The sequence below is a fragment of the Streptomyces sp. NPDC002851 genome (assembly GCF_053591935.1).
On the sequence record NZ_JBSFUT010000054.1, the window covers coordinates 23,898 to 39,929 of the forward strand.

A 16,032-nucleotide genomic window follows, 5' to 3' on the forward strand; every position below is an offset into this window, starting at 1 on the left:
GCGGTGGCATGCGACGGAAGTCGTAGCGCCGCCACCCCGGTTGGTTCCGGCGCCCTAAGTTCCTGGCGTCCCCGGGCCGGCGAGGCCCTCCGATGACCGGGAGGAATGCCCATGGCGCCCTCGACTCAATCTCCCACGATGCGAGGACACCTCGACTACGACTTCAGCAAGGTCGCCCCGGAGGTCCGCAAACGGCTCCGGCCGCTGGGCACACTCGACAACTGGCACGCGATCCTCGCGATCCTCGCGGACTACGCGGGCATCGCCGTGGCGGTCTGGGCCTGCCTGAACATCTCCTGGTGGCTGTATCCGCTCGCCCTGATCCTCATCGGCTCGACCCAGCGCGCGATGGTCAACCTGCTGCACGAGTCGTCGCACAAGGTGCTCAGCCGCAACCCGGTCCTCAACCTGATGCTGGGCACGGTGTTCTCCGGCTACCTGGTCCTCCACCTGTACTCGCCCTACCGGACCAGCCACATCGGCTTCCACCACCGCTACTTGGGTGACCCGGAGAAGGACCCCGACTACGAGTTCCACCGGGACTTGGGCCTGTACGACCCGCAGAAGTCGGACGCGCGATTCTTCCTGGAGAACATCGCGTTCGCCGTCCTCGGCCTGCGCACCGTCGCGTACGTCGGGTACATCGTCCGCGACCGCATCTTCTACCAGGGGCCCCGGACCAACGTTTCCATGCCGATCAGCCTTCGGGCGGAGCGGGTGATCTTCGCCGCGCAGTGGCTGCTGATCACGGCCCTCTGCGCCGGCACGGGGACGCTGCACCTGCTGCTGCTCTTCTGGTTCGTGCCGCTGTTCACCAGCGCGGTCGCGGTGGGCTGGCTGTCGGAGCTGGCCGAGCACTACCCCATGCCCGAGAGCGAGCGCGCCCAGGTCCTTATGACCCGCAACCGCCATGGATGGGCTGTCGAGAACTACCTGCTCGGCCGGCATCACGACAACTACCACCTGGTGCACCACCTCAACATGAGCATCCCGTTCTGGAACATGAAGCGCGCCCACCGCATCCTGCTCGACGACCCCACCTACGCCCGCTGGGACGCCCTGTGGGGCGGCATCGTCACCCGGGCGAAGAACAGGGCCGGAGCGGAGACGGTGGTGACGTACGCCGCGAAGTACCGCGCCTGGCGCCGGGCCGGGGGCGACCCCGAGGCAGCCTCACCCACCTTCGCCGAGGTCCTCGCCATCGCGCACTCCCAGCCCAAGGAACACGTATGAGGGAGGCGTTCGTGCCCGAGCAGACCTACACCACCGAATGGCGTTCCTACCTCAACACGGCCGGCTCCGGGCTGCAGAGCCGCGAGACCCGGAAGGCGGTGGCCGACTACCTCGCGCTTGAGGGGGAGATCGGCTCCTATTTCGCCGAACGCGCCTACGCCGAGCTGACCGACGACGGTGTGTACCGCAGCCTCGCCGAGTTGTTCAACTGCCCGCAGGAGGCGGTGGCGATGTCGGACTCGGCGACCCGCGCCTGGCACTGCGCCGTGGCCGGTCTGTCCCTGACCGAACGCGACATCGTGTGGACGACGCCGTACGAATGGGCCGGCAATCTCCTCTTCCTGAAGAACGCACAGAACACGGCCGGTTTCTTGATCCAGGAGATCCCGCTCACCCCGGCCGGGGACGTCGACGTGGAGTGGTGCCGACAGCACATCAACGACCGGGTCGCCCTCCTGTCGCTGACACACATGCCTTCGTGCACCGGGGTCGTCACCCCGCTGGCACCGTTCTCGGAACTCGTCCGCGACCGGCGCACGCTGCTCACGGTCGACGCCTGCCAGTCGGCCGGGCAGATCCCGATCGACCTGGCGGCCACACCGGTCGACCTGCTCACGGCCACCGGCAAGAAGTCGCTCCTGGGCCCGCGCGGCACTGGCTTCGCGGTGATGTCCCCGCGCTTTCGCGAGGCGGCCGAACCGGTCAGCGTCGACGTGCACACCCATGCGTTCGTCCCGGGCGGCGGCATCCGCCACCTCACCGGCAGCGCCCGCAGGTTCGAACTCGGCGAGAAGAGCGTGTCCTCCTTCGTCGGACTCGACACGGCCCTGCGGCAGGCCCGGTCCAACGACTGGGGTCGGATGGCCGAGCTGTCGCGTCAGCTGCGGGAGCGGGCCGGGCAGATCCCCGGACTCCGCGTGCACGCCCCGGGCACCCACCACACCGGCATCATCTGTGTCACCCACGAGCGTCTCGCTGCCGAGCCGCTGTGGCACGAACTGTGCCGGGCAGGCGTCGCCTGCTGGCTCATCGACGGCGCGCACACCCCCAACTACCTCCTGCGAGGCGGCATCCGCCACGCGGTGCGGCTCGCCGTCGGCCCGCGCACGACGCCGCAGGAGATCGACTACGCGATCGGAGTCCTGGAAGAGATCGGTGACCGTACCGCCCCGGTGCCCGCCTCGGCCCGGTAACAGGAAGAGAGGCCAACATGAAGAAGATCATCGTTCTCGGGGTCAACGCCACTAGCGCCAAGTACGCACCTCAGGCGCTGCGTTCGGCGGGATTCGAGCCCGTCTTCCTGGCGGACCCCGACGCGTTCGCCGGGCAGGCCGCGACGAGCCTGCGCGGCTGTATCTGCTTCCCGACGGACATCGAGGACCGGGCCTCGGTCCTGCGCCTGCTTGCCGACGACCCGTCGATCACCGACGAATCGTTCGCCATCACCGGCCTGTTCGACGAGAAGTTCCCGCTCATCGAGGAGATCGCCGCCACCTACGACCTGCACTGCCCGGAACCGGCGGTGGCGCGACTGGCGTCCAAGGCCGAAGTCGCCGCACTCATACCGGAGTTCGGCCCGGCGACCATCCGCTTCACCGGCGCTGACGCGGCTCGCCTTGCCGTCGACCCGGCCGCCGTCACTCCGGCGCCCGACGGCTACATCCTCAAACCGTCCGAGCAGGCCGGCGGGCGCGGGGCGACGAGGCTGCCGCGGGGGGCCGGGCCCGTGGACGTGCGGAACGCGGTGGCCGCCACCGGCCTGTCGCAGGACGGGGCATACCCGTGGGTGCTGCAGGCCGACATCCACGGACCGCTGTTCAGCCTGGAGGGGTACGTCACCGACGGCCGGATCGTGTTCATCGACTTCTCCCAGCGCGGGCGCATCGGCTGGACAGAGGTGAGCAATCTGCTCCCCGCCGACCGGAGGCTGCCGTACGGCGTCGAGGACAAGTGCCGGGACGCGGTCACGGCGCTCGTCGAGCGCTCCGGCCTGTCCCAGGGCTACTTCCACTGCGAGTTCCTGGTCGGCGGCGGGCGGCCGTTCCTCATCGACGCCAACGTCGGACGCCTCGGCGGCGGGACCACCCTTGAGCAGCTCGCGCTCTCCCACGGCCTGGACCCGGTCGAGATCCTCGCCCACGTGCTGACCCTGGGCCTGCCGGCCGCCGGGACGAGCCCCGAGCCCGCCTACCGCGCCCTGGGGGGCGGCGAGTCCACCTTGTCGTACTACTACGGCATCGAAGGAGGCGGCCTTGTCACCTCGGTGTCCGTGCCGGACGGCGGGCGCTGCCTGCACACCCAGGTCGTGCCGGACGGCGGGTTCGTCGGCCCCGTGGGCACGGGCGACGACGCCTGGGTCGGAACGCTGGCGGGGCTCACGGTCGACGTGGCCCGGGAGATCGAGAACGTCGTGGTGCACACCGCCGACGGCCCGCGCCGACCGGCCTGGGTCGCGCCGTCGTGACCGCCGTGCGCGGCGCCCCGCCCGGCGGCTGGACGATCTACGTCGTCCGGTTCCTCACCTACGGCACCTGGGGCGTGCTGTACCCGTTCTTCACCGTATGGCTGCTTGACCAGGGGCTGTTCTCGACCGCGGAGTGCGGCCTGGTCACCGGGGCCGCGGTGCTTGCCAACCGGCTCGGCTCCCTGTGCTTCGTCCGCGTCCTGCCGCCGGGCGGCGAGCGCCGCTTCATCGTCGGCTCTCAGGTCGCGATGGCGGCGGCAGCGGCCGTGATGTGCGCGATGGCGCTGCTCACCGTCGGCTCTCTCGTCTGCTGGGTGCTGGTCTCGGCGGCCTTCGGCCTGGCCGGCTCGCTGGCCACCCTGGCCCAACTGACCCTGATCGTGCACCAATTCGGCGCGGAGGAGACCCGCCGGGCCTTCTCCTACGAGAACGTCGCGCTGAACGCCGCCGCCGGTCTGGCCCCCTTCGTGTCCTCGCTGGCCTACGCCGCCACGGGCCGCCTGTACGTGCTGGCCCCGATCGGATTCGCCGTGCTCGCGGGCCTGCTGGCGATGCGCCTGACTCCGGGACGCGGGCCGGCCGCCGAGGCATCGGGGGCCGCGCCGGACACCCCGGCCAGGCCACGCGGCGTGCTGAGCCTGCTGGTGGGGGTCAACTTCCTGACCACCGTGACCTATGCGCAGTTCTACGGCGTGTTCGCCGCCTATGCGAGCCCGCGCCTTGGGCCGCGCAGTGTCGGTCTGCTCTTCGCCTTCGCCAGCATCGCCATCGTCGTGCTGCAGTCGTTGGTGACCCGGTGGTCGCGCAGGGCCGGGGAACCGGCGCTGATCGCGGTCGCCAACCTGGCGCTGGCGGCGGGAACCGCGCTGCTCGTGGCTCCCGAAGGCGGCATGGCGCTGATGTTGCTTGCCGTGGTCGCCATCACCGTCGGCGAGATGATCTACGTCCCGGTCTATCAGGCGCTGGCGGTGGCCGTCTCCGGCGGGCGGACCAGCCTGGCCGTCGGCTTCCTGACCTTCGTGTGGGGTGTGGCCGAATCCCTCGCGGTAGTGGCGGGGCTGTGGCTCATCGGAGCCGGTCTGGGAGCCGTGTCCTTCCTGGCCGGTGCCGGAGCGGCCGTGACCGCCGTGGTGCTCAGCGCCGTCTTCCACCGCCGTTTCACCGACATGGCAGCCACCGCCGAGACCGTGCCCGCGGCCCGGCGGACGGCCGGCACCGCTTCGTGACAGGAAGGGAAACCGTGGTATCCGCACCCTCCGCACCCTCCGCATCCCAGCGCCCCGCCGTCGGGCGATTGCCGGTCCGCGTCCTCAAGTTCGGGGGGACCTCGATGGGCACGACCCCCGAGCGGCTCACGCAGACCGCGCGCATCGTCGCCGACGCGCACCGGCAGGGCGGTGCCTTGGCGGTCGTCGTCTCCGCGCGCGGGGACTCCACCGACCGGCTCATCGATGAGGCGCGCACCGCGAGCGCCGTGCCGCCGGGCAGAGAACTCGACCAGTTGCTGGCCACCGGGGAGACACGGTCGGCTGCCCTGCTGGCCATGGCCCTGCACGAGCTGCGGGTGCCCGCCGTCTCGCTGCTCGGCGCGCAGGCCGGTTTCGCCGTGGCAGGCCGGCACACCGACGGGCGTATCAGGGACATCGACACCGCCCGAGTGCGCCAGGCCCTGGCCCGCGGCGAAGTGGCGGTCGTGGCCGGCTTCCAGGGGCTGAACGCGGCCGGTGACGTCACCACCCTGGGCCGGGGCGGCTCCGACACCTCGGCCGTGGCCCTGGCCGTCGCGCTCGGCGCCGCACACTGCGAGATCTACACCGACGTCGACGGGATCTACTCGGCCGATCCGCGCCTCGTGCCGGACGCGCGGCTGATCCCGGCCGTCCGCAACAGCGTCATGTCGGAGATGGCCCAGGCCGGGGCTCGCGTACTGCACACGCGTTCAGTGGAACTGGCCGGCCGCGCGGGCATCGACATCCACGTACGGAGCGCCTTCAACCATCGTCAGGGGACCGTGGTGGTCGCCGAACCGGAGGGAGCAGACACAGACATGCTGGAAGCCGAAGACCGCGTGGTCGCCGTGTCCCATGAGCCGGGGAACGCCCGGATCACGATAGTCGCCGTCTCCCCGGACACCTCGGCCCTCAGAACGGAAGTCCTCGCCCTGCTGGCCGACGCGTCGGTGCCGGTCGACCTCATGACCGGGTTCACCGACGGGTCGGGGCGGCACGGCTGGGACTTCACCGTCCCGGCCAAGGCCGTTGACACCGTGACGAGCCTGCTCACCGCCCTGCCCGGCAGCGTCGCGGTCGACGTCGCCGTGGCCAAGGTGTCCGTCGTCGGCTCCGGCCTGATGAGCGACCCCCGGACCGTGGGACGGATGCTGAACGCTCTGCTTGCCACGGGGATCGACCCGCTGTCCCTGGCCACCTCGCAGAGCCGTATCTCCGCGGCTGTGCCCGAGGTGGACTGCGCCCGCGCGGTAGCGGTCCTGCACGAGGAGTTCCTGTCCGGCCCTGTCCTGCGTGAGGCGATGCGGCCGGCGACGGTCGCGGTCGGTCCGCGCACCTGACTCGCCCCGGCGGCGTAACCGGCCATGCCCGCACCGGACTTCGGACCGCAGTGCGCTCCCCCACCCGTCACCGAAAGGGGCCCTTCATGACCAAGCCGGAGCCGCGGCCCCGCACGACCGAGATCGCCGACGGGGTGTTCGCCTATACCCAGTCCGGCGACGGCTGGTGTCTGAACAACGCGGGCATCATCACGGGGCCCGACGGGGGGACCGTCATCGACACGGTCGCGACGGAATCGCGCTCGCTGGCCCTGCGCGCGTCCGCCGAGTCCCTGTGCGCGGGCCCGGTCCGTGCCGTCGTCAACACGCACCACCACGGCGCTCACACCTTCGGCAACGCCGCCTTCCCCGGCGCGACCGTCATCGCGCACTCGTTGGCCCGCAGCGAGATGGCGGAGACCGGTCTGGCCCTGACGAAGCTGTGGCCCAGCGTCGAGTGGGGCGACATCCGCCTCGCCCTGCCGTCGGTCACGTTCGACGAGCGCCTCACCCTGCACAGCGGGGGCCGACGGATCGAACTCGTCTTCTGCGGACCGGCGCACACCACCAACGACGTGGTCGCCTGGCTTCCGGACGACGGGGTGCTGTTCACCGGGGACGTGGCCTTGTCCGGGGCCACCCCCTGCACCCTGATGGGTTCGGTGGAAGGGGCGCTGCGGGCCGTCGCGACGCTGCGAGCGTTCGGCGCCCGCACGATCGTCTGCGGGTATGGCCCGGTCTGCGGCCCAGAGGTCTTCGACAAGACGGAGGCCTATCTGCGGTGGATCCAGATCATCGCGATGGAGGGCTGGCAGCAGGGGCTGACACCGCTTCAGACCGCCAAGGAGGCGGGACTCGGCGACTTCGGCCATCTGGTCGACGCCGAGCGCATCGTGGGCAATCTCCACCGGGCCTACGCCGAACTCGACGGTGGTGCCCTGGGTCGAACCCTGGAACTGCCGCCGGTCTTCGCGGAGATGGCGGAGTACAACGGCGGCGACCTGCCCGCGTACCTGGCCTGATGGACGATTATCCGAAGTCCTCCTTGAAAAAAACTTCTGTTTGGTTTGTTGTGAGGGCGCGGAGTCGGCCGTGTCGAGGCCCCCGAGCAAGCGTTCTCAGTCAGAAGAAACGATGGAAGGGAACAGTCGTGTCTGCTGAAAAAGTTGCGGATGCACAGGCCGGGATCCCCGATGTGGTCCGGCTGACCCCGAAGTTCGACGTGGCCGCCCTGGTACGCGACGTCGAGTCGCTGCGCGCGGAACAAGCCTCCGAGTGGAAACTGCAGAACACCTTCGTCAGCGATGACAACCTGGTCGAGACCGAACTGGACTGGCACATCATGCCGCTGCACAGCACGGGCGGCGACAAGTCGCGCACCGATCCCGGCGGCCCAGGCCTGCTGCCGTTCGCCGACACCGCCCACGTAGCGCACGCACCGTACCTGCACTCGGTGATGAGGTCGATCCCATCGCCGCTGCGCTCGGTCCGTCTGATGGCGCTGGGCCCGGACACCTACGGTCCCGACCATTTCGACAACAAGTACGCGCTCACCTGGGGCATCGCCCGCTTGCACATACCGGTGATCACGCTGCCGGAGGCGAAGCTGTTCTTCGGAGAGACGCCGTACGTGTGGGAGGCGGGCTCGCTCTGGTTCGGCAACTTCGCCCGGACGCACAGGATCGAGAACAGCGGCCGCACCCACCGCGTGCACTTTGTCCTTGACGTGCAGGTGACCGAGGCGTTGTTCAACCTGTTCCCGGCACAGGTCCGCGCCGAATTGCCCTTCGACAAGATCATGATCAACCGCGATGAACAGCCGTTGCGGCCGGACCCGGTGCACCAGGTCGCCTTCGAGGTACCGAAGTCCTTCACCGACTGGGAAGAAGAGGACGGGCAGTTCCTCACCGACCAGCCGACGGTCCCGGCCGAGATCAGGGCGCAGGACGGCGGCCTGGTGCTGCATTACGACGGCGCGCCCTACGCGGGACTGGTCCACATCGGAGACAACGAGTTCCGCTTCCAGGGCTGGACCGACGAACGCACCGTTCAGGTCGTCGACGAGGCCGGGCAGCGACGGGTTGTGCTGCGCACCAGGGTCGGCAAGCGGGTGCGGGAGCTGGCCGTTCCGGCCACGCCCCGCGGCGTCTGACACACACGGTGGGGGCGAGATGGACACGACCATGAAGAGGCCGAACACCATGACGATGCCGGACACCATGACGACGCCGGACACCATCAACGGCCCGCGGGCGGCGGTCCTCGGCTCGCCGACCGAGGGTCTTGGCCGCGCCGAGTGGGACCGCCTGGCGGGCAACCACTTCTACGCCAGCAGCGGGTGGCTGGACTTCTGCGTCCACGACCCCGGCGCGCGCACGCTCACCGGGAACGTGCACGCCCGTCTGTCCGACGGCGGCGCCGCGGCCGTGCCGGTCACGGCGGTCTGGCACGAGAACAACGGGTTCTACCGGTGGGACCGGCTCCTCGACCGGGTCGGCCTGGCGCCGGCGGCCCCGCAGGGCCTCCTCGTCGGACCGCACCGCGGCTACCAGACGAACCTGCTGATCAGCGAGGGCTCGGACCGGGTCGAGGGGGCCGCCGCCCTGCTCGGCGAACTCGCCGGGCTACGCCGACAGGCCGCCGCGGAGCGGCTGTTCGACGAGGGGCAGCAGAACGGCACCCCGTGCTACGCCATGTTCCTCGACAGCGCCGACGTACGGGCCCTGCGCGCGGCCGGGGTGCGCGCCCAGCCGGTGCTGTGCGCCGCCGACGCGTGGATCCCGACCGCCGGGGACGACTGGGACGGCTGGATGCGCACCCTGCCGTCCAAGCGGCGCCGTGAGCTGATCCGCCGCGATCAGCGGCGCTTCGACGAGGCGGGCTACACCTTCTTCGAGCGGCCGCTGGCGGAGTGCTTCGAGGAGGCGGCCCTGATGTCCCAGGGCACGCAGGCCCGCTACGGGCAGCCCGCGGACGTGGACGTTCTCGCCGAGTCCCTGCGGGTCCAGGCCGAGGCGATGGGCGACGCCGCGCGCGTGCTGATGTGCGCCCGCGACGGCGAACCCCCGGTCGGCTTCCTGCTGTTCTACCGCTGGGGCGACGCGACGTACCTCAAGGGCGCCGGATTCCACTACGACCGGCTCGTCGGCGTCGCCGAGTACTTCAACCTCGTCTACTACGAGCCGATCCGGGACGCGCTGCGCTCCGGCCGGCGCCGTATGCACGCCGGTATCGCCTCCACCGACACCAAAGCGATGCGCGGCGCCCAGGTCAGTCCCCTGTGGATGCTCGACCTGTTCGGCGGGGCCGGCGGGGATGCGGAGAACGACACGATCCGCGCCTACAACGCGGCACAGTTGCGCGAACTCACCGAATCCTCCGCCGCGGTGGCCAAGGCCGTGGTCGAGGACGACTGGCTGGAGTTCTGTTGAGCGCGCCGGTGCTCATCAACGGGGACTACGGCCGCTTCTGGCTGAGCCAGCTTCTGACCAGCGTCGCCTCCAAGAGCATGACGATGGTCTTCCCGCTCCTCGCCACCCTCTCGTTCGCGGCCACGCCCTTCGAGGTGGGCGTGGTCGCCGCCGCCCAGTACGTACCGGTGCTCGTGGTGACCCTGTTCATCGGGGTGTGGCTGGACCGGCGGCCCCGCCGGCCCACCCTGATGTTCACGGACGTCGCCGGTGGCGTGGCGCTGCTCGTCGTACCGGTGCTCAGCGGCCTCGACCAGTTCCACATCGGCGTGCTGTACGCGGTCGCCTTCACCTTCGGCTCGCTGGTCGCGATCGCCGAGGTCACCGCGCAGGCGTATCTGCCGAGCCTGGTCCGCGAATCCCACCTGGTCGCCGCGATCGGGCGGCTCGAAGCGGCGTCCACGCTGGTCGTGGTCGCCGCGCCGGGCCTCGGCGGGCTGCTCATGAACTGGCTCGGCGGCTCCGGCGCGGTCCTCCTTGGCGCGGTGCTCTACCTGGTCGCCGCGCTGGTCCTGGCGTCCGTGCGGCGGCGCGAACCCCCGGTGGTCGCACCGACGACGCGGCCCGGTATGGCGCGCGAGATCGCGGCGGGGGCACGGTTCCTGCTCTCCCTTCCCCTGCTGCGTACGCTGATCGGGCAGGCGGCGCTGTTCAACTTCTTCGAGCAGGCCATGCTCACCCTCTACACCGTGTACGCGGTCTCCGTCGTCGGCGTCACGCCCGCGGTGCTCGGCCTGACCGTGACGCTCGGCGCGGTCGGCTCTCTGCTCGGCGCGGCCGCCGCGGAGCAGGCCGAACGGAGATGGGGGCTCAAGCGGGTCGTCGCGCTGAGCATGGGGATCGCGTCGGTCTCGCCGGTCCTCGTGCCCCTCGCCACCGAGCCCACCGCGCTGACCGTGACGATCTGGTCGGTCTCCTTCGTGATGTACGGGTTCGGCCTGACCCTCTACAACGTCTTCAGCACATCCACCCGCCAGCGCCTTACCCCGGACCGGTTGCGCGGCCGGGTCGCGGCGACCACCCGGCTGGTCGCGTACGGACCGCTCAGCGCGGGCACGCTGCTCGGGGGTGGCCTCGGCTCGCTGTTCGGCGTGCGAACCGGGCTCTGGATCTCGGTAGCGCTGCTGATGGCCGCTTTTCTGCACTTCGTAGTGGCCATCAAGCGCAGGAAGATTCCTGACGAACTGGCCGCAGTACCAGAACCAAAACCAGAACCAGAGCCAGAACCGGCGTAGCGAAAGGCCCAGGCATCTCGCCTGGGCCTTTTACTGCTCACCTCAAGTGGCGGAGATATCCGCGGATGTCTCCGTCTGCCAGAACCACGGCTCGTCAAATGCGGGCTTGAGATCGTCGAACCACACCGCGTGCTCATCGAACTTCGCGAAGAACGGCTGTCCCACCCAGTCGGGATTGCGTGCTTGGAGGAACCGGCAGCAGAACACATCCTGACCGGCGACCCGGACGATGCCGTCGATCATCACCTTCCCCGGCGAGGCGGACATGACCGGCCCACGCGCCGTGCGCTCCAGCCCGGAGACCGCGGAGATCGCGTCGCGATAGATGGACACGGCTCGCTGCAGCGGCAACTCGAAGTACTGGCTGGCCCCGGTGTCTCGCTCCACGAACATGTAATAGGGCACCACACCGAGATTGGTCATCGTCCGCCACATCTGGGCCCACACGAACGGGTCGTCATTGACATGACGCACCAGAGGCGCCTGGGCCCGGATGACCGCACCGGTGTCCCGAATTCGCCGGATGGCCTGTCGGCAGACGTCAGTCTCCAGCTCACGCTGATGGGAGAAGTGTGCCATCACCGCAACGTGCTTCCCTGCCGCACTCGCATCCTCCATGAGCCGCAGCAAGTCGTCCGCATCGCCATCGGTGGTGAACCGATACGGCCAGTAGGACAGGGACTTGGTGCCGAAGCGGATGTTGCGGATGTGTTCAAAGCGGGGATCAAGGAGCGGCGAGAGATAACCCCGGAGCCGATCCGTGGACATGATCATCGGGTCCCCGCCGGTGAAGAGCACATCCGAGACTTCAGGGTGTGCCGAAAGGTAGTGGAGAGCCTGCTCCGGTCCGGGCACGGATTGTTTCAGTTCCGCATCGCCGATGAACTGGGCCCAGCGGAAGCAATATCCGCAATAGGCGTGACAGGTCTGGCCCTGGCCGGGGAACACCAGCACGGTCTGCCGGTACTTGTGTTGCAGGCCGTTGAGTGAACCGGTTTCTCCCCGGGGCACATTGGCCTGCAGTTGATCTCCGGGGTGCGGGTTGAGTTGCAGCCGGGCCCTGTTCACCGCGTTGCGCAGCTCCTCCCGGCCGGCGTTCCGGTCGATCAGTGCGGCGACCTCGTCATAGACCGGCTCCGGCAGCATGCCGCGATCCGGGAAGGTGAGCCGGTAGATGGGATCGTCGGGAGCCCGGTCCCAATCGATCAGCTCATCGAGCACGTAGTTGTTGACTTTGAAGGGCAGGATCGAGCTCACTATTTCGATGTCCCGGCGGGTGTCGGCATCCAGCCGTTGCACCTGCGGCAGCCTGGATAACCGCGCTCCAGGAACCGCCCGCATCTTCATCGGGCGCGATGTTTCGGTCAGCACGGTCATGTTCGCTCCTTCGTTCCGCCCGCGCGCGGGGATTCGGTTGCCGATGTGACGGCATAGGACAACACACGTACTGCCTCGTCGACTTGGTCTTCGCTCACGGTCAGCGCAGGGAGCAACCGCAGAACATTCCTCAGTGGCCCACCGATCTGCAGGAGCAATCCCTGAGCGATGGCCTCTTGCTGGACACGGAGCGCCGCAGCGGAGTCCGGCTGTCCCGCTGGAGTGGAGAACTCCCAGCCGAGCATGAGGCCGAGCCCGCGAACATCACCGATGATGTCGTTGTCGGCTGCGATATTTCTCAGTCCATCGGCGAGTCTGCGGCCCTGGTGGGCCGCATTCGTCACCAGTTCTTCTTTCGCGATGACCTCCAGCGTGGCCAACGCCGCGGCGCACGCCACCGCGTTGCCGCCGTATGTTCCGCCCTGAGATCCCGCGGGTGCTGCGCTCATCAATTCTTCTGACGTGGCCATCACAGAAAGCGGAAGCCCACTGGTCATCCCTTTGGCAGCCACCAGAATGTCCGGCTCAACGCCAAAGTGCTGGTACCCCCAGAACCGCCCGGTGCGGCCGAACCCGGTTTGCACCTCGTCCAGCACCAGCAAGAAGCCATGGCGATCGGCGCGCTCCCGAAGTCCCTGCATGAAGGCGGTGTTGGCCGGAATGAACCCGCCCTCGCCCAGTACCGGCTCCACAATGAGGGCCGCGGTGTCTTCAGGGGCGGTCACCGTCGCCAGGAGGAAGTCGAGTTCCCGCAGTGCGAACCGGGTTGCCTCATCTTCGCTCCAGCCGTACCGATACGCGGTGGGGAACGGTGCAATGTGCACCCCGCCCATCATCGGGGCATAACCCGTACGGAATCGTGTGCTCGATGTGGTCATCGACGCGGCGCCCACGGTCCGGCCATGAAAGCCGCCGTGGAACACGATGACGTTCGGACGCCCTGTGGCCTGCCGGGACAGGCGCAGCGCCGACTCCATGGCTTCACTGCCGGAGTTGGCGAAGAACACAGACTGCAGTTCGGCCGGAAGTACCTGCCCAAGGCGGGCACACAGGTCGAGCAGGGGACGGTGCATGACGGTCACGTACTGGCCGTGAATCAAATTTCCGGCTTGTTCAGCAATCGCGCGCACCACCGAGGGGTGGCAGTGTCCCGTGCTGGTAACTCCAATTCCCGCGGTAAAGTCCAGATACTGCCGCCCGTCATCCGCATAAACGTTGAGCCCGCTGGCGTGGCTGACCGTCACCGGGGTCGCCTGTTTGAGGACAGGTGATAAGCGTGCCATGGCCTTCCTTCCCCATCGTTGCACCTTTGTGGCGCTGCGCCGACCGGGTTGACGGTAGCCAGGCCGATCTCGAAAGACAACGGGCAGTCAGCTTTTGATCCCAGCTCAAGGCGTACTTCGAGAAGTGCACCTAAGACAATGGCAAATTGCGAAAGTGTTGGCCCTGCGCGCGGAGAATCTTGACATGATCAGGCGGTCGGTTTTCGATGACGTGGTCGGCCATCACGCCACGATTGCGAGGAATCCGATGACTGCGCCCTTATTCGTGCTGTCTGATCAGGAACGCTCCGTACTGTCGAACCAGGCCGAGGAGGTCGTGGAGCACGGCCCCGAATCCGTCAGCGCCGATGCCCTGCCCGCGCGGATACGGGAGACGGTTCAAGGCTTCAGCCAGGACTCGGGCGAAGCGGGCTTCCTGCTCCTTCGCGGTCTGGACATCGGCCAGCTCCCGCCCACCCATTCCGGTGGCGAGCCTGCGACTCTGCCGGGTCACGGAACGGCCGGCCTGGGCATGCTCATTGCCGAAACGCTCGGCACCATGATCGGCTATGCCGACGAGAAGAGCGGTGAACTGGTCCACGATGTGCAGCCACTGCCCGGCGAAGAGACGCGGGTTGAAGGCTCTGGTTCGGTGGCATTCGATTTCCATATCGAGAACGTTCATCACCCGCTGCGCCCGGACTTTATCGGCCTGATCTGTCTGCGACAGGACCACGACGGGATCGCGGCCACCCGAATCTCCTCCTGCCGGGAAGCAATTGAGTTGCTCAAACCCGACACGATAGATGCACTGCGACAGTGCCAGTTCTACAGCAACTACCCGGGCTCATTCACCAGGGATGTCACCGTGGAACCTGCTCCGGCGGGCCCCCACCCGGTCATATTCGGCGGAGCCGTCAAGCCGTTTATGCGCTTCAACTCGCACAACACCATATCGATGAGCAAAGCGGGCCGCGTCGCACTTCAGGCGTTGACCGAGGCACTGGAGGAAGTCTGCCACGAGGTGATCCTGCAGCCGGGCGACTGCGCCATCCTGGACAATAATGTCGCGGCGCACGGACGGTCGGCGTTCACACCCCGATACGACGGACATGACCGATGGCTCCGGCGGTTTTACTCGATCAAGTCCATTCCCAATTCGGTGCAGCAGATGATGGACGGATCACGCGTCATTCCGCCGATCCCGGCCATTGACGGCATCTGGTGAGCCCGCAGGAGACACCGGTGATCGATCTCGACTCGCTGCTGTCGCTCGCTGAATTCGAGCAGCAGTGGATGACGAAGGCAGACCGGCCCATCGCACAGTACGTGGCGGGCGGGGCGGGTTCGGATGGTGCGGTCGCGGCCAACACTGCCGCGTTCGACGATGTGTGGCTGCAGCCGCGGGGCCTGCACGACGGCCCAGGCGAGCTGGACACGTCGGTCACGGTCCTTGGCCACACACTCGCCCTGCCACTCATGCTCGCGCCCACCAGCCCGCAGCGCCTTGTGCATCCGGAAGCCGAACTGGCCACCGCACGGGCGGCGGCCCAGCGGGGTCTGCTGTCGATGGTCAGTACGGACTCACACTTCGCCTACTCCGAGATCGCGAGGTCGGCGCCGGGACGCACATGGTTTCAGCTGTTCGCGTACCGCTCCCGCGCGGACGTCGAGGCCACCCTGGAGTACGCCGAGAGCTGCGGGACCTCGGCCATCGTGGTGACGGTCGACGCGTCGTTCGCGGCGCGTCGGCTGACCACCTGGCGGGCCGGGTATCAACTGCCCCCGGAGGTCGACTACGGCACACTCCGCAAGCTGGGGATCCTGCAGGGCCGCCCGCCGGTCGGCGGGCGGCACGAGAAGTTGCCGATCACCTGGGACGACCTGAAGTGGATACGGGCCCGGACCCGTCTGCCGCTGTTGGTCAAGGGCGTGCTCCGGCCGGTGGACGCCCGACGATGCGTCGACCTCGGCATCGACGCGGTGATCGTCTCCAACCACGGCGGCCGCCAACTGGACGGTGTCGTGCCCGCCTTGTCCGCTCTCAGCTCGGTCGTCGCATCGGTACCACGCGATCATCCGGTGCTCCTCGACGGCGGGGTCCGCTCCGGAATCGATCTCGCGAAAGCGATCGCGCTCGGTGCACGCGCTGTCTGCATAGGCAGGCCCTATCTCTGGGGGCTTGGACTCGGCGGTCAGCAGGGAGTGGAACGCGTACTCGACCTCATGCACACCGAATTCAGCGATGTCCTGTTGCAGTTGGGCATCGCCACGGTGGACGAGCTGGACGAGACGTTCGTGACCACAGCGCGCGCCTCACGTCCCTAGGGCCCGTCTCCCCGATCTTCGCGGGCCCGCGACGCCTGGCACGGCACCTCGCCGCACGGCCGAATCACCCACGTACGCCCAGTACGCGGGCGATCCGGCCGCACACCGATGCACC

Annotated in this window: 13 protein-coding genes; 11 read left to right on the plus strand and 2 right to left on the minus strand. The window is 68.5% G+C overall.

The window, feature by feature from the left end; translation table 11 throughout:
- Positions 1 to 138: 138 nt before the first annotated feature.
- The 9 genes from ACWD10_RS35475 (at position 139) to ACWD10_RS35515 (ending at position 10,950) form a co-directional block, all read left to right on the plus strand.
- Positions 139 to 1,233: a fatty acid desaturase gene (locus ACWD10_RS35475; protein ID WP_451097810.1), complete on the plus strand. Its 1,095-nt coding sequence runs from the start codon at positions 139 to 141 to the stop codon at positions 1,231 to 1,233.
- The gene (locus ACWD10_RS35480; RefSeq protein WP_451097811.1) at positions 1,230 to 2,426 is read left to right on the plus strand and encodes an aminotransferase class V-fold PLP-dependent enzyme; all 1,197 of its coding nucleotides are present in this window, start codon (positions 1,230 to 1,232) and stop codon (positions 2,424 to 2,426) included. Before ACWD10_RS35475 ends, ACWD10_RS35480 begins: the two co-directional genes overlap by 4 nt.
- Before the next feature lie 17 nt (positions 2,427 to 2,443).
- Complete coding sequence (locus tag ACWD10_RS35485) at positions 2,444 to 3,697, plus strand: ATP-grasp domain-containing protein (protein ID WP_451097812.1); 1,254 nt, start codon at positions 2,444 to 2,446, stop codon at positions 3,695 to 3,697.
- Positions 3,694 to 4,923 (plus strand): MFS transporter, encoded by a 1,230-nt coding sequence (locus ACWD10_RS35490; RefSeq protein ID WP_451097813.1) that lies wholly within the window; start codon positions 3,694 to 3,696, stop codon positions 4,921 to 4,923. Before ACWD10_RS35485 ends, ACWD10_RS35490 begins: the two co-directional genes overlap by 4 nt.
- 14 nt (positions 4,924 to 4,937) lie before the next feature.
- Positions 4,938 to 6,266, plus strand: coding sequence for an aspartate kinase (locus ACWD10_RS35495; RefSeq protein WP_451097814.1), 1,329 nt, complete (start codon positions 4,938 to 4,940; stop codon positions 6,264 to 6,266).
- Between the two features lie 86 nt (positions 6,267 to 6,352).
- Positions 6,353 to 7,267 carry an MBL fold metallo-hydrolase gene (locus ACWD10_RS35500; protein WP_451097815.1) on the plus strand — a complete coding sequence of 305 codons (915 nt, stop codon included), beginning with the start codon at positions 6,353 to 6,355 and terminating at the stop codon, positions 7,265 to 7,267.
- Between the two features lie 128 nt (positions 7,268 to 7,395).
- Positions 7,396 to 8,397, plus strand: a complete 1,002-nt coding sequence (locus ACWD10_RS35505) for an aspartyl/asparaginyl beta-hydroxylase domain-containing protein (RefSeq protein WP_451097816.1) — start codon at positions 7,396 to 7,398, stop codon at positions 8,395 to 8,397.
- A 31-nt stretch (positions 8,398 to 8,428) separates the two neighbouring features.
- Complete coding sequence (locus ACWD10_RS35510) at positions 8,429 to 9,676, plus strand: GNAT family N-acetyltransferase (protein WP_451097817.1); 1,248 nt, start codon at positions 8,429 to 8,431, stop codon at positions 9,674 to 9,676.
- The gene (locus ACWD10_RS35515; protein ID WP_451097818.1) at positions 9,673 to 10,950 is read left to right on the plus strand and encodes an MFS transporter; all 1,278 of its coding nucleotides are present in this window, start codon (positions 9,673 to 9,675) and stop codon (positions 10,948 to 10,950) included. The genes ACWD10_RS35510 and ACWD10_RS35515 overlap by 4 nt, the downstream gene beginning before the upstream one ends.
- A gap of 42 nt (positions 10,951 to 10,992) precedes the next feature.
- Here ACWD10_RS35515 and ACWD10_RS35520 read toward each other — a convergent pair whose 3' ends face one another.
- Both ACWD10_RS35520 and ACWD10_RS35525 read right to left on the minus strand, forming a co-directional pair.
- On the minus strand, positions 10,993 to 12,327 hold the full coding sequence (locus ACWD10_RS35520; RefSeq protein ID WP_451097819.1) for a KamA family radical SAM protein: 1,335 nt from the start codon (positions 12,325 to 12,327) through the stop codon (positions 10,993 to 10,995).
- Positions 12,324 to 13,610 carry an aspartate aminotransferase family protein gene (locus ACWD10_RS35525; protein WP_451097820.1) on the minus strand — a complete coding sequence of 429 codons (1,287 nt, stop codon included), beginning with the start codon at positions 13,608 to 13,610 and terminating at the stop codon, positions 12,324 to 12,326. The genes ACWD10_RS35520 and ACWD10_RS35525 overlap by 4 nt, the downstream gene beginning before the upstream one ends.
- Before the next feature lie 184 nt (positions 13,611 to 13,794).
- Here ACWD10_RS35525 and ACWD10_RS35530 point away from each other — a divergent pair, with 184 nt between their 5' ends.
- Both ACWD10_RS35530 and ACWD10_RS35535 read left to right on the plus strand, forming a co-directional pair.
- Positions 13,795 to 14,817: a TauD/TfdA family dioxygenase gene (locus ACWD10_RS35530; protein WP_451097821.1), complete on the plus strand. Its 1,023-nt coding sequence runs from the start codon at positions 13,795 to 13,797 to the stop codon at positions 14,815 to 14,817.
- 17 nt (positions 14,818 to 14,834) lie between these two features.
- Complete coding sequence (locus ACWD10_RS35535) at positions 14,835 to 15,917, plus strand: alpha-hydroxy acid oxidase (protein WP_451097822.1); 1,083 nt, start codon at positions 14,835 to 14,837, stop codon at positions 15,915 to 15,917.
- Positions 15,918 to 16,032 lie beyond the last annotated feature (115 nt).